22 protein-coding genes are annotated in these 25,254 nt (G+C 73.8%); 7 read left to right on the top strand and 15 right to left on the bottom strand.

Annotated elements, in window-relative coordinates:
• Nucleotides 1-2: 2 nt before the first annotated feature.
• From AC0HI0_RS13175 to AC0HI0_RS13160, 4 genes are read right to left on the bottom strand one after another with little or no spacing between them, the layout of a single operon-like run.
• Complete coding sequence (locus tag AC0HI0_RS13175) at nucleotides 3-1,334, bottom strand: ATP-grasp domain-containing protein (RefSeq protein WP_480932615.1); 1,332 nt, start codon at nucleotides 1,332-1,334, stop codon at nucleotides 3-5.
• Nucleotides 1,331-2,191 carry a creatininase family protein gene (locus AC0HI0_RS13170; protein ID WP_480932614.1) on the bottom strand — a complete coding sequence of 287 codons (861 nt, stop codon included), beginning with the start codon at nucleotides 2,189-2,191 and terminating at the stop codon, nucleotides 1,331-1,333. The genes AC0HI0_RS13175 and AC0HI0_RS13170 overlap by 4 nt, the downstream gene beginning before the upstream one ends.
• Nucleotides 2,188-3,051, bottom strand: a complete 864-nt coding sequence (locus tag AC0HI0_RS13165; protein WP_480932613.1) for a beta/alpha barrel domain-containing protein — start codon at nucleotides 3,049-3,051, stop codon at nucleotides 2,188-2,190. The genes AC0HI0_RS13170 and AC0HI0_RS13165 overlap by 4 nt, the downstream gene beginning before the upstream one ends.
• A 15-nt stretch (nucleotides 3,052-3,066) precedes the next feature.
• Complete coding sequence (locus tag AC0HI0_RS13160; RefSeq protein WP_480932612.1) at nucleotides 3,067-3,591, bottom strand: nucleoside 2-deoxyribosyltransferase; 525 nt, start codon at nucleotides 3,589-3,591, stop codon at nucleotides 3,067-3,069.
• Between the two features lie 590 nt (nucleotides 3,592-4,181).
• Between AC0HI0_RS13160 and AC0HI0_RS13155 the strand changes: the two genes are divergently transcribed.
• A complete protein-coding gene (locus AC0HI0_RS13155) occupies nucleotides 4,182-4,556 on the top strand; it encodes an ectoine synthase (protein ID WP_480932611.1) in 375 nt (124 codons plus the stop codon).
• Between the two features lie 88 nt (nucleotides 4,557-4,644).
• On the opposite strand, the gene AC0HI0_RS13150 is transcribed toward AC0HI0_RS13155, so the two are convergent.
• Complete coding sequence (locus tag AC0HI0_RS13150) at nucleotides 4,645-5,160, bottom strand: NUDIX hydrolase (RefSeq protein ID WP_480932610.1); 516 nt, start codon at nucleotides 5,158-5,160, stop codon at nucleotides 4,645-4,647.
• A gap of 74 nt (nucleotides 5,161-5,234) precedes the next feature.
• On the bottom strand, nucleotides 5,235-5,789 hold the full coding sequence (locus AC0HI0_RS13145) for a hypothetical protein (RefSeq protein ID WP_480932609.1): 555 nt from the start codon (nucleotides 5,787-5,789) through the stop codon (nucleotides 5,235-5,237).
• Nucleotides 5,790-6,577: 788 nt separating this feature from the next.
• On the opposite strand from AC0HI0_RS13145, the gene AC0HI0_RS13140 reads away from it, so the two are divergent.
• Nucleotides 6,578-7,624, top strand: a complete 1,047-nt coding sequence (locus AC0HI0_RS13140; RefSeq protein ID WP_480932608.1) for a streptomycin biosynthesis protein — start codon at nucleotides 6,578-6,580, stop codon at nucleotides 7,622-7,624.
• 259 nt (nucleotides 7,625-7,883) lie between these two features.
• Here the strand turns inward: AC0HI0_RS13140 and AC0HI0_RS13135 are convergent, their stop codons facing one another.
• A complete protein-coding gene (locus tag AC0HI0_RS13135; RefSeq protein ID WP_480932607.1) occupies nucleotides 7,884-8,702 on the bottom strand; it encodes a TIGR02569 family protein in 819 nt (272 codons plus the stop codon).
• Nucleotides 8,703-8,875: 173 nt separating this feature from the next.
• Here AC0HI0_RS13135 and ligD point away from each other — a divergent pair, with 173 nt between their 5' ends.
• Entirely contained in the window at nucleotides 8,876-10,927 is a 2,052-nt protein-coding gene (gene ligD, locus AC0HI0_RS13130; protein WP_480932606.1) for a DNA ligase D, read from the top strand.
• Between the two features lie 65 nt (nucleotides 10,928-10,992).
• Here the strand turns inward: ligD and AC0HI0_RS13125 are convergent, their stop codons facing one another.
• The 5 genes from AC0HI0_RS13125 to AC0HI0_RS13105 all read right to left on the bottom strand — a co-directional run bounded on the left by AC0HI0_RS13125 (nucleotide 10,993) and on the right by AC0HI0_RS13105 (nucleotide 18,892).
• Entirely contained in the window at nucleotides 10,993-13,713 is a 2,721-nt protein-coding gene (locus AC0HI0_RS13125) for an ABC transporter substrate-binding protein (protein ID WP_480932605.1), read from the bottom strand.
• 963 nt (nucleotides 13,714-14,676) lie between these two features.
• Nucleotides 14,677-15,141 (bottom strand): cupin domain-containing protein, encoded by a 465-nt coding sequence (locus AC0HI0_RS13120; protein ID WP_480932604.1) that lies wholly within the window; start codon nucleotides 15,139-15,141, stop codon nucleotides 14,677-14,679.
• Nucleotides 15,142-15,317: 176 nt separating this feature from the next.
• Nucleotides 15,318-15,602: a hypothetical protein gene (locus AC0HI0_RS13115; RefSeq protein WP_480932603.1), complete on the bottom strand. Its 285-nt coding sequence runs from the start codon at nucleotides 15,600-15,602 to the stop codon at nucleotides 15,318-15,320.
• A 95-nt stretch (nucleotides 15,603-15,697) separates the two neighbouring features.
• Nucleotides 15,698-15,847, bottom strand: coding sequence for a hypothetical protein (locus AC0HI0_RS13110; protein WP_480932602.1), 150 nt, complete (start codon nucleotides 15,845-15,847; stop codon nucleotides 15,698-15,700).
• Between the two features lie 444 nt (nucleotides 15,848-16,291).
• The gene (locus AC0HI0_RS13105; RefSeq protein WP_480932601.1) at nucleotides 16,292-18,892 is read right to left on the bottom strand and encodes a CHAT domain-containing protein; all 2,601 of its coding nucleotides are present in this window, start codon (nucleotides 18,890-18,892) and stop codon (nucleotides 16,292-16,294) included.
• A gap of 100 nt (nucleotides 18,893-18,992) precedes the next feature.
• Here AC0HI0_RS13105 and AC0HI0_RS13100 point away from each other — a divergent pair, with 100 nt between their 5' ends.
• From AC0HI0_RS13100 to AC0HI0_RS13090, 3 genes are all read left to right on the top strand, one after another.
• Nucleotides 18,993-20,162, top strand: coding sequence for a S8 family peptidase (locus AC0HI0_RS13100; RefSeq protein WP_480932600.1), 1,170 nt, complete (start codon nucleotides 18,993-18,995; stop codon nucleotides 20,160-20,162).
• A 22-nt stretch (nucleotides 20,163-20,184) separates the two neighbouring features.
• A complete protein-coding gene (locus AC0HI0_RS13095) occupies nucleotides 20,185-20,598 on the top strand; it encodes a hypothetical protein (protein ID WP_480932599.1) in 414 nt (137 codons plus the stop codon).
• 109 nt (nucleotides 20,599-20,707) lie between these two features.
• On the top strand, nucleotides 20,708-21,688 hold the full coding sequence (locus tag AC0HI0_RS13090) for a pirin family protein (RefSeq protein WP_480932598.1): 981 nt from the start codon (nucleotides 20,708-20,710) through the stop codon (nucleotides 21,686-21,688).
• A gap of 46 nt (nucleotides 21,689-21,734) precedes the next feature.
• Here the strand turns inward: AC0HI0_RS13090 and AC0HI0_RS13085 are convergent, their stop codons facing one another.
• A complete protein-coding gene (locus tag AC0HI0_RS13085) occupies nucleotides 21,735-23,354 on the bottom strand; it encodes a sulfatase-like hydrolase/transferase (protein WP_480932597.1) in 1,620 nt (539 codons plus the stop codon).
• A 77-nt stretch (nucleotides 23,355-23,431) separates the two neighbouring features.
• Here AC0HI0_RS13085 and AC0HI0_RS13080 point away from each other — a divergent pair, with 77 nt between their 5' ends.
• The gene (locus AC0HI0_RS13080) at nucleotides 23,432-24,112 is read left to right on the top strand and encodes a RibD family protein (protein ID WP_480932596.1); all 681 of its coding nucleotides are present in this window, start codon (nucleotides 23,432-23,434) and stop codon (nucleotides 24,110-24,112) included.
• On the opposite strand, the gene AC0HI0_RS13075 is transcribed toward AC0HI0_RS13080, so the two are convergent.
• Together AC0HI0_RS13075 and AC0HI0_RS13070 are read right to left on the bottom strand one after the other, a co-directional pair.
• Nucleotides 24,085-24,501 carry a DoxX family protein gene (locus AC0HI0_RS13075; RefSeq protein WP_480932595.1) on the bottom strand — a complete coding sequence of 139 codons (417 nt, stop codon included), beginning with the start codon at nucleotides 24,499-24,501 and terminating at the stop codon, nucleotides 24,085-24,087. The two genes, AC0HI0_RS13080 and AC0HI0_RS13075, sit on opposite strands and share 28 nt — an antisense overlap.
• A complete protein-coding gene (locus AC0HI0_RS13070) occupies nucleotides 24,494-25,243 on the bottom strand; it encodes a CDP-alcohol phosphatidyltransferase family protein (protein ID WP_480932594.1) in 750 nt (249 codons plus the stop codon). Before AC0HI0_RS13070 ends, AC0HI0_RS13075 begins: the two co-directional genes overlap by 8 nt.
• Between the last annotated feature and the right edge of the window lie 11 nt (nucleotides 25,244-25,254).

Here is a 25,254-nt window from a genome sequence, read left to right as displayed (position 1 = left end):
CGTCACTTGTGTTCGCTTGGGTGTTCGCGCAAAGCGGCGCGAGCCTTGTTGATCACGTCGTGAAACCCTACCAGGTCCGGTGCGAACACCAGGCTGCTCAGCCTCCCCTGCGACAAGCCGGTCAACTCGGCGGGGAGCAGTCCGGAGTCCGCATTTTTCGGGGAACGGACGAGTGGTCCCCAGGCGGCGCGCACCTGGTCGGCGGTGAGGTCGGTGGGCAGTTCGTAGTAGTCGAAGTGGCCGATCACGTGGCTGTCCAGGTAGTCGGTTCCGATTATTTGCCGGCCGAATTCGTGCAAGTGGGTCGATCCGGTGCGGCGGGCGTTGAGGTCGAGCAGGAATACCTCGCGGTCCCGGGCGACCGCGTCTATCCCGAAGTGCCCCCGGTAGCCGCGCGCCTGTATTGCCGCGGCGATCCGCAGCCCGCCGTCGACCAGCGGGTCGTACCAGTGCTCCGATTCCAGCTCCCGGGCCGTCACGTTGCCCTGCACCCGGGTCTCCGCGCCGAACAGCATGCTGGTCACGGAGAACAGGCGGGGCAGCTCGGCCGGATTCGCGGGCACCACGTACTCCACGGCGGGAAAGGTGGTGTCACCGTCGACGAACTCCTCCACGACCACCGGGTCCTCCCCGTAGAACGGGCTGCGCAGGACCTCCTCGGCGATCGTCGAGCGGTCGTGCCCGGGGCGGAAGACGAGCAGCCCGACACTGGCCTCCCCCCGGTCGGCCTTGACGATGCAGGGCGTGCCCCGGTCGAGGAACTCCTGGACCGCCCGCACCGCCTCGGCCGCGTCGGCGCAGTGCACGCCGTCGGGGATGCGGCACGGCCCGGTGGTCAGGCCCAGGTCGGCGGCCAGCCGGCGCAGCCCGGTCTTGGTGTCCAGCAGGTCGCGCAGACCCTGGTCGGCGGTGCTCTCCGGGAGGTCCACCCGGATCCCGTGCTCGCGCTCCAGCACGGTGACGAACTCCCAGAGCGCGGGCGTCGTCGTGTGCGGCACCAGGCGGAGCCTGCGGTCCGGGCCGGCGTGGTCGACCACCGCCTTGATCAGCCGCTCGTCGTCCAGCAGGTCGGCGAACAGCGAACCGCTGGTCCGCGCGGGGCTGAGGTTGACCACGTCCGCCAGGCCCAGGAAGTCCGCTTGCCAGGCCAGGTCCCGGATCGGCTCGTAGGTGACGATCAGCTTGTCGAGGGGCTCCCAGTAGAGCGCCTGGTCCTGCTGCGGGTAGCACTCCGCCACCAGCTCCTCGGCGTCCGCCGAGCGCGCCGCGAGGTCGTGCAGGGTGTCGATCGCGTTGCACACGCAGACCGTCGGGACTTCCTCGTGGGTGCTCACACCAGGTCCTTCGAACGGTGTCCGTCCGCATCGGCCAGGTCCGCGTCGGCCAGGTCCGGTCCGGCCAGGTCCGCGTCGGTCTGGTCCGGGCGGACGAGCCCGGTGCCCTTGGTCACCAGCGCCACGGCCTGCGAGACCACGTGCCAGAACAGGTCCCGGCCGAGTTCCGGCCCGGCTCCGGACGTCGAGGACAGCACGCCGCGGTTGGTGCTGCTCGCCACGTCGGCCGGGTGCAGGTAGATCCCGGCGGGCGGCGGGTTGTCGTGGTCCGGCCGCAGGTCCGCGACCAGCGCCGGTTGCAGGAACATCATCAGGCTCGTCTCGGTCAGCCCGGCGTGCTCGGCGTGCCAGCCGGGGAAGTCCGGCAGGCGCTCGTGCAGCCACTCCTGGTCCACCAGGGACCACCAGCTCGCCGCGATGAACTCCTTGCCGCGCGCCTGCGGCGACCCCGCGACCTGGTCCAGGGCCTCGAAGAGGAACGGCTCGTTCTCGAAGTGGCCGTTGACCACCACGAGCCTGCCGAACGGCAGGGCGCACAACGACCGCACCGCGTCGGCGACGAAGTCGATGAGCGCGCCGCCGCGCACGTAGACCGTGCCGGGGAAGGCCAGGCCGCCGCCGCTCTGGGGCAGCGACCGCGCGCCGACGGCCTGGACGGGCAGCGTCAGCCCGTTCAGCTCGTAGGCGATCTGCTGGGCCAGGGATTCGGCGATGACCAGGTCGACCGACAGCGGCAGGTGCGGACCGTGCTGCTCGATCGCCCCGATCGGCCACACCAGCGTCTGGCCGTCCACCCCGTCGGCGACCTCCGGGCTGCGCAGGTCCGCCAGGCCGAGGGCGATGGACCGGGGCGTCACGACGACACCCGGGCGTCGCGGTCGCCGGCGAGCGCGACCGCGTCGGAGACGATCTGGTCCAGCGTGCGGTACATGTCGTTGTGCAGCGCCGTGTACACCTGCACGGCGGTCGAGCCGACCGCGAGGTAGTCGTGGACGTCCTCGCCGGAGGTGACGCCGCCGCAGCCGAAGATCGGCAACGCGAACCCGTGGTTGCGCAGCTCCCAGATGGACGCCAGGACCAGCGGCTTGATCGCCGGGCCGGAGTAGCCGTAGACACCGCCCAGTTCGAGCCGGCCGGTGGCGCGGTCCACCGACGCGCCGGGGATCGTGTCGCTCAGGGTGATGGCGTCCGCCCCGCCCGACGCCGCCGCGGCGGCCCGGTCCCGCAGCCCCTCGCCGCTCGCGAGCTTGACCGAGAACGGCAGGCCGGTGGCCGCGCGGGTCTTGCTGGTGTAGTCGAACACCCGTTGCGGGGTGTCGACCGGGCCGTCGCCTTCGTTCAGGCACGAGATCCCCAGCTCCAGCGCCGCGCACCCGGTGCCCTCGACCCGCGCGGCCAGCGCGGCGAGTTCGTCGGGGGTGTCGGCGTGCACCGAGGCGATCACCGGGAGCCGCTCCTGCGCGAACCTCCGCAGCGCGAGCAGCCAGCGGTCGACCGGGCGCTTGGTGTAGGTGGTGCTGTTGAGCATGCCGTTGGGCAGCCGGACGATGCGCTCGTCGAGGTGCGTCGGCGGGTTCGGGTGGATCGTCTTGGTGACGACCGCCCCCGCGCCCACGTCCAGCAGCTTGCGGATGTTGCGCTCCTGGTCGGTGAGCAGCCCCGACGCGACGACCACCGGGTTCGCCAGCTCCAGACCGAGCACGGTCACACCGGACACGGGTTCCTCCTCTTCTCAGCGCGCGCTGGTGGCCGCGACCGGTTCGAGCGCGGCGGCGACGGCGTCGACCAGGCGCGCGGGCTCGGCGACGAACTCGACCAGGTCGATGAACCGGGCGCGGGCCACCTGGTCGAGCCCCTTGAGCAGGTGGCTGGCCGATTCGGCGAACGGCTGGTCGGTGATCCCGATGATCGGCCGGCCGAGCGCGCTGGCCCAGCCCAGCTCGATGTGCGTGCCGTCGGTCCGGAGCAGGCCCCGGTCGTCCAGCACCGGCAGCACCGGCACGAAGACGTCGCACGCCCGCATCCAGCCGAAATCGCGCACGGCGACCTGGTTGGGGGTGAAGTGCGGGGTGTCCGCGCCGAAGTTCTCGGCGACGTGCGCGGAGAACACCGTGCCCCCCGCTCGGCGCACCACGTCGATGGCGGTGCGCAGGGTCGACTCCAGCCGTTCCTGGAAGCCCTCGGGGAGGATCGCGTGCTGGATCGGTCCCCCGATGAACACCTTGACATCCGCGAGAGCGGTTTTGGAAATGCCCACGTTGCTCGTCCCACCTCATAGCCGGTTGTGGAGTCCGCGGCGCGGAATGCGCTGCCGCGAAAGAGGGAATCGCCGATCCGGCGACCGGGAAGTGCCGATCCGACCGGCCGGTGCGTCGTTGCGGGCTCGGTCCACGTGCCGGGGGAGTTTCGATTTCACCGCGGCCGCCGGGTAAATCGGCGGCAGGTCGATCCTGGCCCCTCGATCGAAGTTAGCAGCCGTGTTCGGAGTTGGGCAAGAACGCTCCCTGGATGGCTCAGCGAATCGGAACGCGGCTGCCGGTGGGCGTTCTTGGTCCAGGTCGCCGGGTCTGGCCGGTGCCGCAGTTGAACGGTCTTGACGCGTCGCGCGCGGCGTGACAGCGTCACCGGTCGGATTCCGGGATCGACGTCGTCCGAGTCGGGCGCGATCCGGGCCGTGTCGACCGGTGTGCTGAACCGGTGAACCCTTCCGCATTCGATTGCGTCGAATCACGCAGCCACCACGGACCGCGTCCCGCCTTCGTGGGCGGAAAAGCACGGCCCGGACCGCCGGCCCGGACCGGTCGGCGCACCCTCCTACGCGCACGCCCAAACCGCAAGGAGTTGACCGTGATCATTCGCAGCATCGACGAGGCCAAGACCGTGGAATGGGGCAACGGCCTGTCCCGCAGATTCCTGATCGAGGCCGACGGCATGGGCTACACGCTCACCGACACGCTGGTGCGGGCCGGCACGACCTCGCGCCTGGAGTACCGCAACCACCTCGAAGCCTGCTACTGCATCGAGGGTTCCGGGGAGGTGGTCGACACCGCGGGGCACTGTTTTCCGATCACCCCGGGCGTGATGTACGCCCTGGACAAGCACGACCCGCACTGGCTGGTCGCGAGCCCGCACGAGGACCTGCGCCTGGTCTGCATGTTCGCCCCGGCGTTGCGCGGCGACGAGTCGCACGACCTGGCCGCCGGCGAGTTCTCCGTGTATTGAGAGGACCGGCTGGAGCACGACGTGCGGCGGTGTCCCCGATCGGGACACCGCCGCTGCCGGACCGGACCCGGCACCGCCGGGCCGGGGTTCACCGCAGGGTGCTGATCCGGAGCTGGTCGTGCACCAGGGTTTCGACGAGCACGTCCGCCGGCACGTCCACCAGCCCGGCGTCGGCGAGGATCTGGTGGTCCGTCGAGTGCACCCGGAGCCGGTCCGGGTGCAGTTGCGCGACCCCGCCCCCGTTGTCGCCGACGAACCCCGGCGGCAGCGTGTAGTGGCCGCGCGCCCGGAACGCGAACATCAGCACGTGGTACGGGGCCGTCGCGCCGATGATCTCGTAGCCGCCGATCACGTCGACGGCGTCGACCGGCACGTGGATGCCGGTCTCCTCCGCCAGTTCCCGCACGGCGGCGTCCCGCGCGAACTCCCCGCGTTCGATGGAACCGCCGGGCAGCATCCACCGGCCCGCGAACGGGCCGCCCTTCTGGCGCACGAACGTCGGTGCGCCGTCCGGCCCGCAGGCCACGAGGACCGCGGCGGGCACGATGGCCGCGTACCTCGGGTCGTTGCGCCAGTCCACTTCGTACAGCCCAGTGGTGAGCATGAGACTCCAGACCTGGTCAGGACGCGGAACACACCGCTCGGAGGCCGGGCGCGGACACCGCCGCGACCGTCCACTCAGGACGGGAAGGGCGCGCGGCCGGCGCGCAGCGCCTCCCGCTGCCGACTGGTCGCCCGCAGCACGCACTCGACGAGCAGGAACGGCGCGCGGGCGAACCGGTCCGGGTCCAGCACCTGGACGTCGCCGATCCGGTGCAGCACCTGGAGCACGTGGCCGGCCTCGACCACCGGCCGGCGGGTGATGATCACGACGGGCCTGCCCAAGGCCGTGGCCCAGCCCAGTTCGAGGTTCGGGTAGCCGGTCCCCGCCGGCTCGGCCTCGCCGGACGCCGGCAGCACCGGCACGAACGCGTCGCACTTGGACATCCAGCGCAGGCCGAGCGCGCCGGCCCGTTCGGGGGAGCAGTGCGCGCTCCGCCCGCCGGACGGCCCGACGACGTGCGCGGAGAACACGGTGGCGCCGTAGTCGCGCAGGACGTCGGTCGCCAGGGCGCACACCTCGCGCGGGCGCGGGGTGGGTTCGGTGGTCGGCCCCGTCGCGGGGAGGGGGCAGCCGACGAACAGGTCGAGGCCGTCGAGGACTGGGGAACCGTTCCGGGGATCGGGGTGCATGACTGCCCTTCGCTGCGTTCACGGGTCGGGGTTCGACCGCGGCAATCGGAAGTGCATTCGCCGCCGAATCATGACCGCGGCGGCGAGTCGGCCGCAGCCACCGTTCGGGTGTACTGCGCGCGGCGCAAACCGCGGCGGAAAAGCCGCCCGAATCCGGGAGGCCGCTGCCTGGTGACGTGGCGCGGCCGGACAACGGTATATCACTTCGGCTCGGCACTGTCGAACGAGTCCGATCACCGGTCGGCTCACTCGTCCAGTGGAAGCCCCTATTAGTGGCCGCTGGGTACGTTGGTGATCGAACCATCCGTTGATCCGACCGTTTCCAGGGGAACTCGCATGACGCTGCCGGTCGAGCGGCCCGGCCCCGGCCGTCCTGGCCCGGATGTCGGAGAAACAGCAGTTCACCGAGGTCTGAGTGGCTGTCTTCGGGGGTGGTTCCCGTCCCGTCCGGCGCGGTCCGCAGTGGTGGGCCTGGTCGGCGGCGGCCGGTGGGCGGGGCCGCGCCCGGTACCGGATCGGCCGGCACCCGATCGCCCGGCACCCGGTTGCTCGGTGGGAAGGAATTCCCTCGGGTGCCGACGGGTGGCAATTCAGGGGTGCCCGGCGCGGCGCGCCGGATTGCGGAGTTCGTCCGAATTCGTGGTGACCCGGTCGTCTTCGACAGAGGGTCTCCGGGTGGTTTGCGTCTCATTTCCGACAGGCGTGGTCGAGTGCGCTATTGCGGATATCTCTGCCGGGTGCGGACCCGGTCGTCGATTGCGGCGGTCATGGGCTCTGAAAGGATGAGGATGTCGATTCGGTCGGAGAGCGGCACCGACGGCGTGGCGGACGGTGAGGCCGGGGACGCGGCGGTCGGCCGGTACGCGCGGCGCGGCGACGTCCACGACGAGATGGTGGAGCGGATCCCGATATCCGTGCTGGTCCCGGCGGACTCGCCGCGCACGGAGGGCGAGGACCCCCGGCACGTGCACCGGCTCGCGGAGTCCGAGACCCCGTTCCCGCCGATCACGGTGCACCAGGGCACCATGCGCGTCATCGACGGGATGCACCGGGTGCGCGCGTCGGTGCTGCGCGGCGCCTCGCACATCCTGGTGCGGTTCTTCAGCGGGGGCGAGGCCGACGCCTTCGCGCTCGCCGTCCGGCTCAACGCCGCGCACGGCCTGCCGCTGTCGCGGGCCGACCGGGTCAACGCGGCGCGCCGCATCCTGCTGTCCCACCCGCAGTGGTCCGACCGGACGATCGCGGCGATCACGGGCCTGGGCGGCAAGGCGGTGGGCGCGCTGCGCCGGCGTTCAAGCGAGGCGCTGCCGCAGTTGAACACCAGGACCGGGCGGGACGGGCGGGTGCGCCCCCTGGACCCGGCGAAGGGCCGGCGGGCCGCCGCCGAGCTGATCACCGCCAACCCGGGCGCCTCGCTGCGGGAGATCGCGCAGGGCGCGGGGATCGCCGTCGCCACGGCGAGGGACGTGCGCGAACGCCTCCGACTCGGCCAGGACGTGGTGCCCAGGCCGGGTGCGGGCGGGCGACGCCGCAAGCGGGCCGACGAACCCACCGCGCTCGCCCCGCCGCCTCCCACCCGGCCGGCGCGCGGCCTGGGCATTCTCAAGAACGATCCGTCACTGCGGTACAACGAGCAGGGCCGCAGCCTGCTCCGCCTGCTCGACGTCAGCTCGGTCGGCCTGGACCTGTCCGCCCGCCTCGTGGACAGCGTGCCCGCGCACTGCGTGGACGCGGTGGTCGACGCGGCGCGGTACTTCGCCAACCGTTGGCACGACTTGGCCGCGGAGCTGGAGCGGCGTCACGCGGGCGTCGAGCGCCAGCGGCCCACGGGATAGGTCCCGTCGCGACGCCGACCCACCAGTACGCCGACCCGCGGACGCCTGTCGGCGGCCCCGCACCTCGCCCGGCTCGACGACCAGCGGGCCGGTGCCGCGCTCGCCGACCTCGCGGGGTCCGGTCGAAGAGGGTTTGGCCGCGCGGTTCTCCGCAGCCGTCGAGCTGAGCTTGTCGGGGGACAAGGGGTCTTGCCCGACAAGGCCGCGTTGGACGCATCGGCGCGCCTGCCGGGCCCTCCGGCGAGCGTGCCGACCCGGCTCAGCGCCCGGCGTGGGCCACGGCCAGGTCGACCACCGGCCGGTACGCCTCGACCTGGTCGGGCGTCCACCCGTCGGGCCCGAAGGCAGTGTCGTGGGTGGTGATCCGGTAGACCAGGGCCCGGATCAGCATCTGGCCCCACTCGGGCAGGTGCGACCACCGTGCGGCCAGGTCGGGTGAGGCGCCGTACCAGCACAACGCGTCGGCGACCGCGACCGCCGACGCCCACGACGTCGGCCGCCAGTAGGCGGGCCAGTCGATGATCGCCGGTGGCAGGCCGTCCGCGAACAGCACGTTGCCGGGCAGGTCGCCGTGCACCACCTGCGAGACGAGGTCGACCGGGCGGCGGGCGGCGACCAGCGGCGTCACCAGGTCCAGGGCCGCCGGGCTCGCCCGGACGGGGAGTTCGTCCCAGGCGACGCGGTCCCCGATGGCCCACGGGTCGTCCCGGAGGTCCAGGAACGCCGGCCGGGGCTGGTCCGCGATGGCCGCGTGGAAGGCGATCCCGGCGCGCAGCACGTCGTCCTGCCTGCGCACGTCCGGGTCGCCCTCGACGAGTCGGGTCGCCTCCCAGCCGTGCGCCACCCAGCCGCCGTCCGACGCCCGGACCGGGCGGGCGACCCGGAACCGCGTCGAGTCGGGCAGTCGGGCGAGCACCTCGGCGCGCCAGAGCGTTTCCGCCGGGAACTCCACCGGCTTGAGGACCAGTCGGCCCGCCCGCCACGTCCCGCCCTTGCCGCCGGCCAACCTGACCGGGGCCTCCGTGACGCCGAACGCCGCCCGCACGGCGTCCGGCACGCTCGCAACCGACGGTGCCATTCCCACGATCGTAGGTTCGACCCGGGCGACGTTGCGATCGGGTTGTGCGCTGACGCCCGTCGAGCGCGCCGGTGTGCTCACGTCGCCGAGCCTCGCTGGGCCGAACGAGTTACCGTCGGCCTGGGTGCACGGGCACACGGGAGCCCGTCCGACGACCTGGGCCGGAGGTCGCGATGGCCGCCACTGCGGACCAGGGGGCCGCGTCGGGCGTCCCGGCGTGGGTGGAGCCCATGCTGGCCACGTCGGACGGGGGGCGGTTGCCGTCCGGGTCGGGGTGGCGCTACGAGGACAAGTTGGACGGCTACCGCTGCGCGGTGCGGGTCGCCGCGGCCGGCACGGTGGCCCTGACCAGCCGCAACGGCCTGGACCTGGCCGAGGAGTTCGCCGAGTTGGTCGCCCCGCTCGCCGAGGTGCTCGCCGGGCGGGTCGGGGTGCTCGACGGGGAGATCGTCGCCTACGACGAGAGCGGGCGGATCGACTTCGGACTGTTGCAGGAACGGCGCGGCCGGCATCGGCGTCGGCTCGCCGTGACCCGTCCCGGCGGCGGAGCGGGCGGCGCGGGCGAGCGGGTGGACGTGCGGTTCATGGCTTTCGACCTGCTGCGCCTGGATGCGACCGGGCTGCTGGGCGCGCCCTACGACGAACGCCGCGGCCTGCTGGCGGAGCTGCCGATGCCGGACCCGTACCGGGTCGGCGTCGTCCGGGCCATCCACCACGACCGGCTGCGCGCGGACCGGCTCACCCCCGAGACCCTGCTGCGCCGCACGGCCGACGCGGGGTACGAGGGTCTCGTCGCGAAGCTCGGCACCTCGACCTACCAGCCGGGTCGGCGGTCGGACGCGTGGCTCAAACACCCGGTGACCGACACCGCCGAGGTGGTGGTGTGCGGGTGGCGGCCGGGCCGCAGCGGGTTGTCGGGCCTGGTCGGCGGGCTGCTGCTCGGAGCGCACGACCCGGTCACCGGCGACCTGGTCTACATCGGCGACGTGGGCACCGGGTTCACCCGAGCCCAGCGCGCCGACCTGCGGGCCGCGCTCGCGCCCGTCGAGCGCGGGACGCACCCGTTCGCCGTCGATCCGCCGCGTGAGGACGTGGTCGGTGCCCGGTGGGTCGAACCGAGGCTGGTCGGCGAGGTCGTGTTCCGCAACCTCACCCGGGCCGGCCGGGTGCGGCACACGGCGTGGCGCGGTCTGCGCGAGGACCGCGTGCCGGACGAGGTCCTGCTGCCCGGCTCCGCGAATCGCGCTGCCCGGGCCGTGGACGGGACCGACGGCTCGGCGGCCGCCGCGGAGCCGTCCTCCGGGCACGGCGGGCGGATCACCGTCCAGGTCGAGGGAAGACTGCTGCGACTGTCCAATCTGGACAAGGTGCTGTACCCGGTGGACGGTTTCACCAAGGGCGAGGTCGTCAACTACTACACCGCGATCGCCCCGCTGCTGCTGCCGCACCTGCGGGGCCGGCCGGTCACCGTCGTGCGCTGGCCCGACGGCGTCGACGGCCAGTCCTGGTTCGCCAAGAACACACCGGCCGGAGCGCCCGACTGGCTGCGCACCGTCCGGCTGGCCGGCACCGGTTCGCGCGGGTCCGGCGAGCCGGTCGAGTACCCGGTGGTCGACGACCTGCCGTCGCTGGTGTGGGTGGCGAACCTGGCCGCGCTCGAACTGCACGTTCCCCAGTGGACGGTCGGCCCCGACGGGACACCGCGCCTGCCGGACCGGCTGGTGGTCGACCTCGACCCGGGCGAGGGCACGACGGTCGTGGACTGCTGCCGCGTCGCCGAACGCGTCCGCGCGCTGCTGGCCGGGGACGGCCTGACCGCGCTGGCCAAGACCTCCGGGTCCAAGGGCCTGCAGCTCTACGCCGCCATCGACACCCGTGACGCCGCCGCGCCGTCCGCCTACGCGAAACAGGTGGCGCGCCGGCTGGCCGACGAGACCCCGGACACCGTCACCGCCGTCATGGCCAAGGCGCACCGCAAGGGCCGCGTGCTGCTCGACTGGTCGCAGAACAACCCGGCCAAGACGACCATCGCCCCGTACTCGCTGCGCGGCCGCGCCCACCCGACCGTGTCCACCCCGGTCACCTGGGACGAGGTGCACGCCTGCCGCGACCCCGCCGACCTGACCTTCACCGCCGAGGACGTCATGATCCGCGCCGCCGAACAGGGCGACTTGTCGGCCGGGCTGGACCGCACCCGGGCACCCCTGCCGGACCGGCTGTCCTGACGGCACAACGAGATCCCGGCCGAAGTCCACAGAGGACGGAGCGCGGCCGTCGACGGCCGGACCGGTCAGGGAGCGGGTTTGACGCAGGTCTCGTCGCAGGTCGCGCGGATCACGGGAGGGTCGCCCTGCGTCACGCGCAGCACCGAGATCCGCTTCTGGCGCGGAACCTGCCCACCCTCGAAGTTGATCTTCCCGCTCTTGCCCTCCAGCACCGGCCGGCTGCTCCGGTCGGGACGGCCCGGCGGGCGGCCGATGTCGCTGATCGTCTTCCACAGGTCGCCGGAGGACGGCCTGATGACGGGGGACAGCTCCTTCATGGCGTGCGAGTAGAGGTCGAGGGCGTCGTAGGCCAGGGTCGCCTGCCCGTCGACGAACGAGTGCTGGTCGGCGTCGCACTCGGCCTTGAAGATCTGCTGCATCTTCCGGTAGATGTCCTCCTTCGCCTGGCAGTACTCGGCTCCGACGGCGAAGGACAGCACGTCGTACTGGACGCCCGGGTGCTTCCTGCGGAGGTCCGCGTCGGCGGCGTGCCGCATGACGTCGTCGCCGGCCAGCAGGGTCAGGTCCTTGGGGCACGTGCCGTCGATGCCGTCCAGGAGGTCGGAGAACTCGCCGGGCCGGCCCGCGTAGACGACCAGCGTGTCCGCCGTGCTCTCGCAGAGCTGCTGCCCGATGGCGCGTGCGTCGGTGTGCTCCTTCTCGGTGGTGGGCTGGTAGCGCAGGTCGTCCAGCACCTTCCTCGGCCTTTCCTGCGCCGGGTCGGTGAACCGGGCGCGGAGGCTCTCGGCGAGGTCGGCGGAGTAGAGGTCCTTGTCGTCCGCCGAACGCACGATCGTGACCTTTTGCTTGTCCTTGTACTCCAGGTTCGCGTACTCGACGGCGACCTGCGCCTCCCGGTTGTTCGTCGGCGAGATCTGGAAGTACCGCGACGAGTTGCCGGGGAACTGGTTCGCCGACAGGGTGGCGGCGACGGTGGGCAGGCCCTGCCGGTCCAGCTTGATGATCGTGTCGAGGGTCGTCTGGCGGCTCTGCGCCAGGCCGAGCACGCCCACGATCGTCTGGTCGCGGCGCATCCAGGTCTTCAGGTGCTCGACCAGCTGGTCGCCGTACTGCATGGACCGGCCGGCGTTGCCCAGCAGCACCCGGATCAGCGGGTGGCCGTTGCCCCGGTCGTCCAGCAGCCGGGCCTGCCGCGCCGCCACGCCCATGAGCCGGGCGGTGTTCGTGGCCAGCAGCTCGGGCTGGCCGCTCATCGCCGACACGTAGACGACCGTCGCGTAGGGCCGCTCCGGGTTGTCGCCGATGGCCTCCTCCACCTCCTCGTTCTGCTCGGCGATCTGGTCCTGCACGCGCATGAAGCGGTCCCTGAGCGCGCTGCTCCCGGAGTCGAGCAGGGGGATCGCCCTGCTGCTCACGCCGACGCAGTCGGCCGGGTCGAGCCTGGTCAGCGTCTCGAAGTCGGAGTCGCCCGGCGACAACCCGCAGTGCCGGTCGCTCTCCTCGGCGGCGGTGGTGATCCGCCAGTACCCGCCCGCCGCCACCGCGCCCAGCAGGAGCACGACCACCACCGCGAGGACCGACGTGCGCGACCAGATCGGGGCCGGCCGCACGGTCAGCGTCGCCAGCGGCGGCACCTCGCCGGGCTCGACCTCGACCGGCGGCACCCGCAGCGGCAGGAACCACGCCGTGGGCCGGCGCGCCCGGCTGTTGGTGGCGAGCTTGCGGGTCCAGGTCTCGTAGGCGCGCCCGGCGTTCTCCACCCACGCCGGCGCCCGCTCGTCGGCCGCCGCCGCGTCGGGCGGCACCTTCTCGCTGCCGCTGATGATGATCAGCGGGTCGAACGACCCGGTGTCGTTGCGCACGTCGTTGATCAGCTTCAGCAGGGCGTAGCCGCCGTTGTCGCGGCGGATGCCGTCGAGCAGCACCACCGGGTAGACGGTGCGCCGGGCCGAGCGGACCCGCCACAGCGAACGGCGGTAGCCCCGGCGCACGTCCTCCAGGAACGCGTTGACCAGGAGCTTGGCGAGCTGGCCGGTGTCCTCGTGCGGCTCCGCGCCCCGGCCGGGCGCGAGCGTGCCGGTGAGCCGTTCGGCGAAACCGAGGAACGTGCCGGGGTCGTGCGGCGCGAGGTAGGGCTGGCGCAGCAGCCACCGGTACTCCCGGCCCGGCACCAGACCGCGCAGCTTCGCCCGGAACAGGAACGAGGGCAACAGCTTCAGCGCCACGCGCGCCCACCACGGCGCGGCGTCGGCGGCGGTGTCGAACGCTTCCCGGGGGATCAGGTCGTCCTCGCTGCGGCCCCGCAGGTCGCGTTCGCGCAGCCGGGTGAGCAGGCTCGTGGTCGACTCGTGCTCGCCGCCCTCGGCGCGCTGGTTCATCAGCCAGTAGACGAGCCGGAAACGCGGGAACACGTGCCGCCCGTAGCGCCCGTTGGCCGCGCCGGACAGCTCGCGCGCCACCTCCGCCAGCACCGCGCCCACCGCCGCGACCGGGTCCGGCGACGGGGTTTCCTCCTCGGCGTCGGGGAACCGGTGGTAGGCGTGCGGAACCCGGCCCGGGTACGCACCGCGCAGGTGCGCGCGCAGGACCTTGAGCAGCCCGGCCGACCTGGGCTCGCGGACCAGGCAGACCAGGGGGATGCCCCGGTCGTCCCCGGCGCGGGCACCCGGCCGTCCGCCGGGCAGTTCGCCGAACCTGGGGCGCTCGGTCAGGTCCTGCACCAGCTTCACGAGTTCGTCCATGACCTCGACGGACGACGTCGGCTCGGCGGCGTGGAGTTCGGTCACCGTTCTCCTCTGACGTGAGGTCGACTCCCGAATGGGGGAATCCGACTGTATCCCGCGCACCGCACCTGTGCCGGTGGAAGGAAGAATGCGGCCCGCGATTTCCGCAGAACTGCGGAATGTGCTGTTCGCTGGTCGAGTACTGGTGACGGGATTTCGCCGGATTCCTCCACTCGGGCGATACGTGCGCCGGTTCGTGACAGCGCGTGCCGGATGTGTAGGAGGTAAGACGAGGGGGTTCGCAGATACATGTCCCAGGATGCGGTACCCCGCTGTACTCCGGTTGGGCCGGATGCCGATGCCGGACCGTGGTGGTGATCAGTCCGGAATGGGTTTGCGCGGGTGGTTGATCGAGTAGGCGGGTCGGTCGAGGCCCGAGTGTGGCACGTGGAGGGCGGTCATCCGGGTGACGCGCCGAGAGCGGAAGGTGATCGTTCGGGGGTCATTTGTGCGGGGTCAATGGGCGGGTGGCGGTTCGTCGCGACGCATCTCGCAATGTTCGCGGGCCTCGCTTTCACGCGACACGGATTGGTTCGACGCGTCGGTGTGCGCGAGGAGCGGCCGTCCATCCGACGCCCGCACTCGCTTCTGCGGCATGATTTCCCCGTGGACGGTTCTTCCGAGCGCGGTGGCGACGAACCGGCCGTCGGGCCGGTCGAGTGGAGGACCGTGCGGTGAAACACGACTGCACGGACTCGCCGGTCCCGCTTCAAGTGAAACTCGGCGTACGCGGTCGTGGCCAGGACGAGCGCGGCAGAGCACGCTGTTGTGCACGCCCAGCCGCCCGGCCCTCGTAGCGGCCGGGTCGACGGGCACTTCTCCGCCGGCAGCCCGAACACGCCGCCGACCGCCTTGGGGCGAAAGCGGTCTTCTGTCGTGAGGACGGGCACTGGCGCCTATCGCCGGATCGCGGGCCGGCTCGCCCACGACCTCGTCCGGGTCGAGCCTGGGCCGTTCGAGTCGACGTCAGGTGGGCGGCGGGTCGTCCAGGAGCACCACTCCGTAGCGGGCCAGGAGGTCGACGTGCTCGGAGTCGTGACGCGCGTCGTCGGCACCGACGGCTTGGAAGTAGCCCTCGATGGCTCCGGGGTTGTTGATCACCAGGACGTCGGCGGTGTCCGTGATGGGCTGGAACGTGTGGGGGACCAGTCGGGGACCGTAGACGTAGGCACCGGGCCCGGCGTCGTGCACGTCGCACCCGGCGAGCGTGTTCGCGCCCACCCAGAAGCGGACGCGGCCGGACAGGACCACCCAGCTCTCGTCCTCGCGGCTGTGGCTGTGCAGGGGTGGCGCGGTGTCGCGGCGCGCGGTGAGGCGCAGGACGCTGACCGCGCCGTTGGTCTCGGTGGTCGACACGACCTGCTCGTTCACGTTGTTGTAGTAGTGGTAGATCCTGCCTTCGCCCGGGTTGCGCACCAAGGCAATGCTCATGTGAGGGTCCTTCTCGGTCGTGTTGCACGAGAGTTGCCTGCACGTCGACGTTCGTTCAAAACCAACCACCGGCGTCCCCTTGATCACAACCGCCAGGGTGTGGGTTGCAGCTACAGGGTTTCCCGCCACGATCACCAGGTTGCGCCACAGCCGACCAGCACGTCCGGAGGTAGTCCTCACCGGGCGCGTTTCGCGCCCATTCCTCCTCGGTGAAGCCACCTTCGGCCATCACGCAACTGCTTGGACGGGGCGTAGAGGACGCCACCGTCGTCGGAGAAGCGGACGAGGGTCGGTCCGCTCAGCGTGACGAGACGTCGTGGTGCCGGATCAAGCGACCACAGCTCGGTTTTGGCGCGGTCGGGCTTTCTGATCAGCGTATTCCTGTCGCGTGCCACGGTGATCCCGCTGTCCACCGCGAATGGCAGCGTGATCGCGGCGACATCGGCGGCGAGTGACCGCAACTCCGTGCGGTTGTCGGCTGTGGGGACCGGAAGGTGCGCGCGGTCCTCGCTGAAGCGGGTGTGCGGTGGGAGCGTCCGGCCAGGGTCCTGCGTGGTCAGGTCACCATGTCCGGGTACTCCTGGTGGACCCGTCGCGCCGGCCAGTCCCACAGGCCCACGTCGGGGTCCCGGCCCGCGACCGGCAGCAGCACCGGGACCGGCACGTCCGCGCCCGCCGAGTCGAGCAGGCCGACGGTGAACCGCATCGCCGGCACGGACTCGCGCCCGCGCGCCCGGTTCCCCCGGCACGACCAACTGCTCGGACGGCAGCCGGCGGACCGCGCCGACCAGCGCCGCCGCCGGGTGGTCGTCGGCGGCCGGCGCGAGACTGCCCGAGGGCGCGGGCGCACCGACCGCGCCCACCGCCGACCACCAGGCTGGACACGCTCGCGGCCGAGTCGAGGGTCTGCGGGGCGTCGGCGCTGCGCGTGAGCAGGAACCACCACAACCCGGCCGCCGACCACGAACGCGATGCCGGACACCACGGGCCCACCGACCCGTGCGGCGGATCACGGCCGACGTCCCGGACCGCCCGGCACCGGGTCGTCGGCGCACGACCCGTTCGGCCCAATCACCCGCGCCCGAGGCCGTTTCCGGGCGACGATCGCGACCGGCCGGCCGGTTTGCCGGTGCGAGGGCGGTGGGTGGCGTCAGCCCGCGCCGACGCACACGAAGCCGGCGGCGGCCGGGTTGTCGGCGGCCACGGCGTGCTGGGCCGCGGCGAGGGCGTGCGCGGGCGGTTCGCCGGCGGCCAGTCCGCGGTGGACGGCGGTCATCAGGGTCTTGGTGTCGGCGTCCGGTACGGGGACCACGGAGGCGATCACGCGGGCCGCGCCGCGTTCGATGAACGTCGCGGCCAGGCCGAGCAGTTCGTCTCCGGTGCACACGACGGACCGGCCTACGTCGCACGCGGCCAGCAGCACGGTGTCGGGCACCTGTGCCAACTGCTGCACGTCGTGCACGATGAGCCGCCCGTCGTGCAGCCGCAGCGCCGAGAACAGCGGGTTGTCCGACGTCAGCACGCCGTGCGCGGCCAGGTGCGCGGTCCGGGCGCCGGACAGCGCGGCGAGCACCGCGTCCACCGTCGCCGCCTCGTCCACCAGCGCGCCGACGCCGTGCACCGCCGCGACGGCGAGCGCCTCCTCCCGCGCGCCGGGCAGCCCCGGACCGCCGGCCACCACCACGCCGCCGTCGCCGGGCGGCCGGGTCGCTGCCCGGTGCCACAGCGCGGCGGACGGCGACACCGAGACCGGGCGGCCCGCGCACGACGGCAGCACCGACCACGGCAGGCTGTGCAGGACCCCGGTCGGCACCACCACCAGCGGCCGGTCGCCGACCTCGACGGGGTCCAGCAGCAGGCGTTCCAGGCGGGCGGCGGTGTCGCGGAGCAGCTTCGCCGCGCGCGGTCCGGTGCGGCGCAGCGCGAACGGCACCCGGTCCAGCAGGTCGGCCACCTCGGCGGCCGGGCCGAGCGGGTGCGCGCGCAGCCGGCCCGCCACCAGCGACAGCGCCAGCAGCCGCCCGTCGACCTGGACGTACTCCACCAGGGCCCGCTCGCCCAGCACCGCGCTCAGCTCGGCCGGCGACACCTGCCTGCCCGGCGTGGACTCGGCGCGGAGCAGGCGGCTGCGGTCGCGGATCCGCCGTTCCAGGCCGACCTGGCGGGCGACCAGCCGGGCGGTCGGGGTGCCCTCGGCGCGGGCCCGTTCGAGTTCGCCGGTGGTGGCGCGCAGCCGGGGGAGCAGTTCGGCGAGCGCGGGGTCGGCGGGCGGGCGGACCGGGCGGTGCAGCAGCCGGCTGGCCCGGCCGCGTTCCGCCCACTCGAACACCGCGCCGGCCCGGCCGCCCGCCAACGCCACCCGCAGGCCCAGCTCGACCAGGTCGGCGCGGTGCGCGGCGGAGTGGGCGCGCAGGTCGCCCGCGCCGAGCGCGGCGTGGTGCTCGTCGAGCACCCGCAGGCCGGTCCGGGCGGCGGACGCCGCGCCGCGCGGGTCGCCGGACCGCTCGCGCAGCAGGGCCGTCGCGTACCAGCCCCGGGCGCGCAGGGCCGCCGGGCCGTGCCGGCGGGAGCGGGCCGCCTCGGTCAGGTGCCCGACCGCGAGCGCGGGCCGGCCCCGGAGGTCGGCGAGGCGGGCGGCGTCCAGCCGGGCCTGCACGGCGGCGGACGGCCGGCCGTTCGCGGCGAGCGTCGCGACCATCGCCTCCGCCTGCGGCACGGTGGTCGGTCGGGCGGCCGTGCCCGGCGCGGTACCCGATTCCGCGCCCAGTTCCGCGCGCAGCACGCAGGAGCGGGCCAGCGCGGCCCACTGCGGCCGGCTCTGCCGGGTGAACGCGCGCAGCGCGCCGGTCCCGTGCTCGGCGGCTGTCGCCCAGTCGCGTTCCAGCAACGCGGCCTGCGCGAGCAGCAGCAGCATCTCCGGCACCCGCAGCCGGCGGTTCTCCCGGCGGAACGCCTCGGCGGCGCGTTCCGCGGCGAACCGGGCCTCGGTCACCAGGCCCACCGACAGCAGCAGTTCGGCCCGGTCCAGCAGCACCGGGGCGGTCTGCCCGCCGTGCCGGCCGATCACCTCCTCGGCGTGGTCGAGGTGCGCCAGGGCCGCCGGGACGTCGCCGCGCAGCCCCGCGACGAACCCGAGGTTCTCCGCGACGATCCCGACCACCAGGTGCCGGCCCAGCTCGCGGGCCAGCGCGCCCGCCTCGGCCAGGTCGCGCTCGGCGGCGTCGAAGTCGTGCCGCTCGGCTTGCAGGATGCCCCGGTTGAGCAGCACGCGTTGCAGCGCCAACCGGTCCTCGCCGCGCCGCAGCACCGCCTCCGCCGCCTGGTAGTCCTCGAACGCCGCGTCGAGCCGCCCCACGTGGTAGCGGATCACCGCCCGCTGCGCCCGCGCCTTCGCCCCGGCGTGCCCGGTGAGGACGGTGAGCGCCGCGTCGATCTCGCGCAGCGCCGACCGCGTGTCACCGTGCTGCGCCAAGGCGAAGGCGAGCTTCATGCGGCTTTCCGCGGCGAGTTCGGGCCGGCCGCGCGCGCCGTGCCGCACCGAGCTGCGCAGGTGCCGGATCGCCGAGCCGACCTCGCCGCACTGCTGGAGCGCGTGCCCCCACGCCTGCTCGGCCAGCGCGGACGCCTCGCTGTCGCGTTCCCGCACCGCGCGCAGCAGCGCCCGCTCGGCGGCGGCTGCCGCGCGGGCCGGGTCCCGGTCGGCCAACCGGACCGCGTCGTGCGCCTGCTGGAGGGCGGAGTCCGGCGGCATCCGCCAAGACTGCCCGCCGGAAATCCCGGCCGCCAGCGCATTTCAGGGGGACGATGCGGCATCCACACCGCACAGACGCGCCAACCGCGAGAGGATCGCCATGGACGACCTACGCCCTGATCTACCGCTCGCCACCGTGCCGGACGAGCTGATCGTCGACCTGCGGGAGATCGACCTGGTGGAGGAGGCGGTCGGGGCGCTGAACCTCGACTCGCTGCGGGTGTCCGAGCTGGCCGCGTTCGACCTGGCCCGGTTGCGGCTGTGGCACCGCCCGCGCGTGGCCGGCGCGGATCCGGTGCCGGTGGTCGACGTCGACCCGGTGCTGTTCGAGCTGCGCCGGCGGTTCGCGGCGGACTGCGGCGGCTGGCACCCGGTGCTGGGCAAGAACCGGTTCGTCAGCGGCCAGTTCGGCGCCTACCCGCAGACCCGGTCGATGGCCGCGGACTTCGACCCGGAGCCCGCCGACCGACCGGTCCCGGTGCCCGAGGCGCGGCCGGACGGCGGTGCCGGGGTGCGGGTCGGGGTGCTCGACACCCGGCTGTACCGGCACCCCGACCTGGCCGGGCACTACGAGACGCCCGACGCGGGAACGGGGTTCGACCGGCACGACGTCGACCCGATCCCGTGGGAGGACGGGCACGCCGCGTTCATCACCGGGGTGATCGCGGCGCACGCGCCCAAGGCCACCGTCGTGGTGCGGGACGTGCTGGACTCGGACGGCCGCGCCACCGCGTGGGACACCGTCGCGGCGATGGCCCGGTTCCTGGAGGACGGGGTCCACGTGCTGAACCTGGCGCTGGGTTGCCGTGCGCACCACGGGCCGCCGCTGGTGGTGCAACGGGCCGTGGAGCGGCTCAGCCCGCACATGCTCGTGGTCGCGGCGGCGGGCAACCACGGGCAGGTGGAAGGACTGTGGCACGACATCACGCGGACCTCGGCGACGTGGCCGGCGGCGCTGCCCGGCGTGGTCGCGGTCGGCGGCGACGGCCCGGACGGGACGCTCGCGCCGTACAGCCCGCAGGTGCCGTGGGTGACGTGCACCGCGCCCGGTGCGGCGGTCGGCCCCTACCTGGACGGGCGGGTGCGGCGGCGGTACGACATCGCCGAGTTCCACGGCTACGCCGCCTGGAAGGGCACGTCGGTCGCCACGGCCGCGGTGAGCGGGATGGTCGCGGCCCGCACCGATCCCGCGTCGGACGCCCGGCTTCCCGCTGCGGCGGCGCTGTCCTTCCTGCTGGACGAGAGGGGCGCGGTGCGGCGGACCGGGTGACCGCCCTGCTAAACCGTGAGGTGTGGATCAACGGGTGTGGCAGGCGGTGGCGGGCGGGTGCACGGTGGCGGCGTTGGCGGTGCCGTGGGCGTCGGCGGGACAGGTTTCGATCCGGGTGACGAGCCTGCCGTGGTGGCCGCTCTACGTGGGCCTCGCGGCGGTCATGCACGTGATCGCGGTCCGGCGGCCGCCGGCGGTGGTCGCCGGGCTCACCGCGTGCTTCGCCACGGCGGCCGCCGCGACGTTCGTGTTCGTCGGCTACCCGGACGTGCACCCGCTGTCCGACAGCGGGGTGAGTTCGCTGATGCCCACCCGCCCGGGGCTCGGGTGGGTGCTCGCCCTGGTGGCGGTGCTGGTCTCGGCCTGGCCGTCGGCGCGCGCCCGCCGTCGCCGCCGCCGCAACGGAGACACCGCGCCCGGAGGCGGCGCGCGCTGAAGCCGGACGACGGGCCGGCGCGACGTGACCGGGACGGGTGGAGGTCCGGCGGGGTGTTTCCCGCCGCAACTACAGTGGGCCGCGTGACGCGGCGAGCGAGGACGACCCGATGAGCAACACCGAGACCAGCCCCGCCGAGGTGGTGTGCGCCGCCACGGCCGGCGCGGAGTCGGAGGTCGAGGTCCTCGAACCCCGGGCCGTGCCGCTGGGCGGCCCGCGCGCGATGACCGTCCGCCGCACGCTGCCGCAGCGCGCCCGGTCCATGATCGGCGCGTGGTGCTTCGCCGACCACTACGGCCCCGAAGACGTGTCGGTGACCGGCGGGATGGACGTCGCGCCGCACCCGCACACCGGGTTGCAGACCGCGAGCTGGCTGTTCAGCGGCGAGATCGAGCACCGCGACAGCCTGGGCGTGCACGCCGTCGTGCGGCCGGGCGAGCTGAACCTGATGACCGGCGGCCGGGGCATCTGCCACTCCGAGGTGTCCCTGCCGGAGACCACCGTGCTGCACGGCGTCCAGCTGTGGATCGCCCTGCCCGACGCCCACCGCGAGGCGCCCCGCGACTTCCAGCACCACCGCCCGGACCCGATCGCCCTGCCCGGCGCGACCGCGCGGGTGTTCCTCGGCACGCTGGCCGGCCACACGTCCCCGGTGCGCACCTTCACGCCGCTGCTCGGCGCGGAACTCGTGCTCGACCCGGGCGCGACCCTGGAGCTGGCCGTCGACCCGTCCCACGAGCACGGGGTGCTGGTGGACCAGGGCGAGGTCGAGCTGTCCGGCGTCCGCCTGGCCGGTGCCGAACTCGGCTACACCGCCCCGCGCGCCGCCACCCTCGTCCTGGCCAACCCCGCCCGGTCGCCCGCCCGGGTGATGCTGCTCGGCGGGGTGCCGTTCGGCGAGGAGATCGTGATGTGGTGGAACTTCGTGGCCCGCGACCACGACGAGATCGTCCGGTTCCGAGACGAGTGGCAGGCCGCGACCGACCGGTTCGGCGAGGTGACCGGCTACCCCGGCGACCGCCTGCCGGCCCCGCCGCTGCCCACCGGCCGCCTGCGCCCGCGCGGCAACCCGCCGCTGCCCGGCGGCTGACCCGGTCGGCCCGCGCCGTCGGGCCGGGTTGCGCACTCCGCCGGGCTCACCGGGCCGGGGTGCGGTCGGGGCCGAACGCGGTCAGGAAGCGGTCGCGGAAGGAGTCCATCGGCCAGACCGGGGCGTCCGGGCCGGGTTTCAGGCCGGGGTCCCAGCCCCAGCCGGCGATGCGGTCGAGCACGGCCGGGTCGCGGGCCACGACGCCGATCGGCACGTCCCGGCTCGCACCGGACCCGGTGACCATCTGGGCCGGCTGGTGGTCGCCGAGGAACACCACCACCAGGTCGTCGTCGCGGTGGTCCGCCACGTACGACACCAGCGCGCCCAGCGAGTACTCGATCGACCGCCGGTAGTCCGCCCGCACGTCCGCCGGATCGCGGGTGAAGATCGATTCCGGCGTGCCCGGCCCGGACGGCATCGAGCGGTACACCGAGCCGTCGCCCAGCTCCGCCGGGTCCACCGGCGCGGGCACCGGCGTCCACGGCGCGTGGCTGCCGACCAGCGCGACCGTCGCCATCACCGGCTCCGCCGAGGTGCCCTCGGCCCGGTCGAACGCGGCCAGCGTGAACTGGTCGGGCGTGGTCGCGTAGCCGAACCTCGGCCCCCGGTAGCCGAGGTCGGCCGCCGCCATGATCCGCCGGTAGCCGAAGAAGTCGCCTTCCGGCCACGCCTGCGTGATGCCCGGCATCACGCCCACCGTCCGCAGGCCCGCCTCCCGGAACGCCCCGGGCAGCGTCAGCCGGTCGCCGCCGACCAGGTTGCGGTAGCGCTGCTGGTTGTCGATGCGCAGCCCGGACAGCAGGGTCGCCTGCGCCAGCCAGCTGCCGCCGCCGGCCGTGGGCGAGGTGAGGAAACCGCTGCGCGCGGCGAACCCGGCCGCCGCCAGCCGACGGGTGCCCTCGTCGAGCACCCGCGCCACCGGCGGCCCCAGTTCCGGGTCTTCGACCGCGCAGCGCCCGTAGCTCTCCACGAACACCAGCACGACCTTCTTGCCCCGCAACGCGGTCAGCAGCCGGTCGCCCGGGACGTCGCGGAACGCGTCCACCGCCGCCTCGGCCGCGAACGCCTCCCGGTCGCCCAGCCCGTCGCGCACCCTCCGCGCGTGGTTGTAGACGAACTCCGCCGCACTGGTCGAGGTCACCGGCACGCCCGTCCCGGCCAGCGTGATCCACACCGCCGAGAGCACCAGCACGACCCGCGTGGCGAGCAGCCGCCGCCGGTCGGCCAGCCGCGCCAGCCGCACCACCGACACCGCCACCAGCGCGACCAGGCCGAGCGCCACCAGCACCGCCGCGAGGACGACGCCGACCGCGCCCGCCGGTCCCGCCGACACCGCCACGAAATCCACCGCCGGCCCCAGCAGCGGCCAGTCCAGCACCAGGTCGAACGGCCGGTACAGCACCACGTCGAACCCGATGTCGAGCACCTTGAGCACGGCCAGCAGCCCCAGCAGCACCCCGCCCGCCCACGCCGCGACCCACCGCCACCGCCCCGGCAGCACCAGCACCGCCATCACGCCCAGCAGCGCCTCGACCGGCACCCGGAGGAACGCCGACCAGGTGAAGCGCTCCAGGTCGTCCGGCGCGAGCAGGACGACCGCCACCAGCAGCGCGGCGCACCCGGTGGCCGCCCACCACCCGACCCGCCGCCACGCGCCACCCGTCATCGCCCGTCCTCCCCGTCGACCACGAAGGGAGAACGGATCGGCGGCCCGTCCGGTTCAGGGGTCGGTACGGTGGGCCGGTGACCCGTCCGCACGTGCTGCTCAGCGTCGCCGTCAGCGTCGACGGCTACATCGACGACCGCGGCGCGGACCGGTTCCCGCTGTCCAACGCCGAGGACTTCGACCACGTGGACCGGCTGCGCGCGCAGTACGACGCGATCCTGGTGGGCGCGGAGACGATCCGCCGCGACAACCCGCGCCTGCTGGTGAACTGCCCGCGACGCCGGGCCGAGCGGGTCGCGGCCGGACTGCCCGAGTACCCGCTCAAGGTCACCGTCACCCGGTCCGGTGATCTCGCACCGGACCTGAAGTTCTGGCACCACGGCGGCGAGAAGCGGGTCTACACCGCCGACGCCGGCTACCCGGTCGCCTCGGCCGCGCTGGCGGGCCTCGCGTCGGTCGCCTCGCTCGGCCCGGTGGTCGACTTCGCCGCCCTGCTCGACGACCTCGGCGCGCGCGGCGTGGCGAGGCTGATGGTGGAGGGCGGCGGGCACGTGCACACCGCGTTCCTGGCCGCCGGGCTGGCCGACGAGATCCGGATGGCCGTCGCGCCCATGCTGATCGGCCAGGCCGCCGCGCCGAGGTTCGTGCACCCGGCGGCGTTTCCCGGCGGCCCGGCCCGGCGCTTCCACCTCGACGGCGTCGAGGTGCTGGGCGACGTCGCGGTGCTGCGCTACTTCCCGAAGCGCGCCGCGACCTGAGCGAGCGCGGCGCGGATCGTGTCGCGCCGGAGGAACGCGACCGCGGCCGCCGCGACCAGGAGGATCAGCGGCAGCTTCGCGTCGCCCTTGGCCGGCAGGAACAACTCCGTGCCGGCCGCGCCCGCCATCACCCCGACCAGGCCGAGCGCGGCGAGCCCGCACAGCCGGGGCACCAGCAGCCCCAGCGCGCCCGCGATCTCCACCGCGCCGGTGAGGTGGCGCAGCCACTGCCCGAACCCGATCTCGTCGAACTTCTTCACCAACCCGTCGCCGAACAGCAGGTACCCGCTGTGGACGAAGTAGGCGGCCAGCGCGATCTGCAAGCCCCACAACACGATCCCGCCCACGCGGGCCGGTCCGGAGTGGACGGGCGCGGTCTGCTCAGACATGGGTGTACTCCTCCACCGCGACGGCCTCGGCGGCCACCCGATCCCGGTTGCGCCACAGCCCCACCACATCGCGGCCGAACGACCACACGAGGGCGGCCAGCGCCAGCCCGACCAGGACAGTCCCGAACGGCACGACCCCGGACGCGGCGACGACGAGCAGCACACCCTGCACCGCCGCGACGGCCTTGCGCGCGAAGCTCGGCGGAAGCTCCCCGCGCAGCCACGGCGCGACCCACGACGCCGCGACGAACGCGTAACGCATCAACCCGATCGCCAGCACCCACGGCCCGGACGCCAGTGCCACGTGGACGCTGAGCACGAGGATCAGGAACGCGTCGACCTCCATGTCGAACCGCGCACCCAACGGCGAGGCGGTGCCGGTGCCCCGGGCCACCCGGCCGTCCACGAAGTCCAGCGACAGCGCCACGGCGGCGAACACCACCAGCAGCGCGACCGGGACGTCCTCGCCCGCCCGGTCGGCCACGAGCGCGGTCACCCCGCCCACCAGGACGCCCCGGGCCAGCGTGACCCGGTCGGCGGGCCCGGGGGAGCGGACGCCGGCGCGCAGCATCGCGGCGGCCAGCAGCGTCCACGTGGCCAGGGCGTGGGCGACGCCGACCGCCCAGCCCAGCGGCCCGAGCCCGACGGTGCCGCCGAGCACGCCCAGCAGCAGGACCTGCGCGCCCGCCCAGGCGGTCCGTTCCGGCACGGCCGGCGCGGCGGTGTGCTGAAGTGTGATCATCGGTTGCCCCT

Source organism: Saccharothrix sp. NBAS 001 (genome assembly GCF_056640475.1).
This window is presented reverse-complemented; position numbering and strand designations above follow the sequence as displayed.

Bases quoted from the DNA above. Each gene is read 5' to 3' on its own strand.
- AC0HI0_RS13150 (WP_480932610.1), bottom strand. From the start codon at position 5,160: ATGCTCACCACTGGGCTGTACGAAGTGGACTGGCGCAACGACCCGAGG.
- AC0HI0_RS13145 (WP_480932609.1), bottom strand. From the start codon at position 5,789: ATGCACCCCGATCCCCGGAACGGTTCCCCAGTCCTCGACGGCCTCGAC.
- AC0HI0_RS13140 (WP_480932608.1), top strand. From the start codon at position 6,578: ATGTCGATTCGGTCGGAGAGCGGCACCGACGGCGTGGCGGACGGTGAG.
- AC0HI0_RS13135 (WP_480932607.1), bottom strand. From the start codon at position 8,702: ATGGCACCGTCGGTTGCGAGCGTGCCGGACGCCGTGCGGGCGGCGTTC.
- ligD (WP_480932606.1), top strand. From the start codon at position 8,876: ATGGCCGCCACTGCGGACCAGGGGGCCGCGTCGGGCGTCCCGGCGTGG.
- AC0HI0_RS13120 (WP_480932604.1), bottom strand. From the start codon at position 15,141: ATGAGCATTGCCTTGGTGCGCAACCCGGGCGAAGGCAGGATCTACCAC.
- AC0HI0_RS13110 (WP_480932602.1), bottom strand. From the start codon at position 15,847: ATGCGGTTCACCGTCGGCCTGCTCGACTCGGCGGGCGCGGACGTGCCG.
- AC0HI0_RS13105 (WP_480932601.1), bottom strand. From the start codon at position 18,892: ATGCCGCCGGACTCCGCCCTCCAGCAGGCGCACGACGCGGTCCGGTTG.
- AC0HI0_RS13100 (WP_480932600.1), top strand. From the start codon at position 18,993: ATGGACGACCTACGCCCTGATCTACCGCTCGCCACCGTGCCGGACGAG.
- AC0HI0_RS13090 (WP_480932598.1), top strand. From the start codon at position 20,708: ATGAGCAACACCGAGACCAGCCCCGCCGAGGTGGTGTGCGCCGCCACG.
- AC0HI0_RS13085 (WP_480932597.1), bottom strand. From the start codon at position 23,354: ATGACGGGTGGCGCGTGGCGGCGGGTCGGGTGGTGGGCGGCCACCGGG.
- AC0HI0_RS13075 (WP_480932595.1), bottom strand. From the start codon at position 24,501: ATGTCTGAGCAGACCGCGCCCGTCCACTCCGGACCGGCCCGCGTGGGC.
- AC0HI0_RS13070 (WP_480932594.1), bottom strand. From the start codon at position 25,243: ATGATCACACTTCAGCACACCGCCGCGCCGGCCGTGCCGGAACGGACC.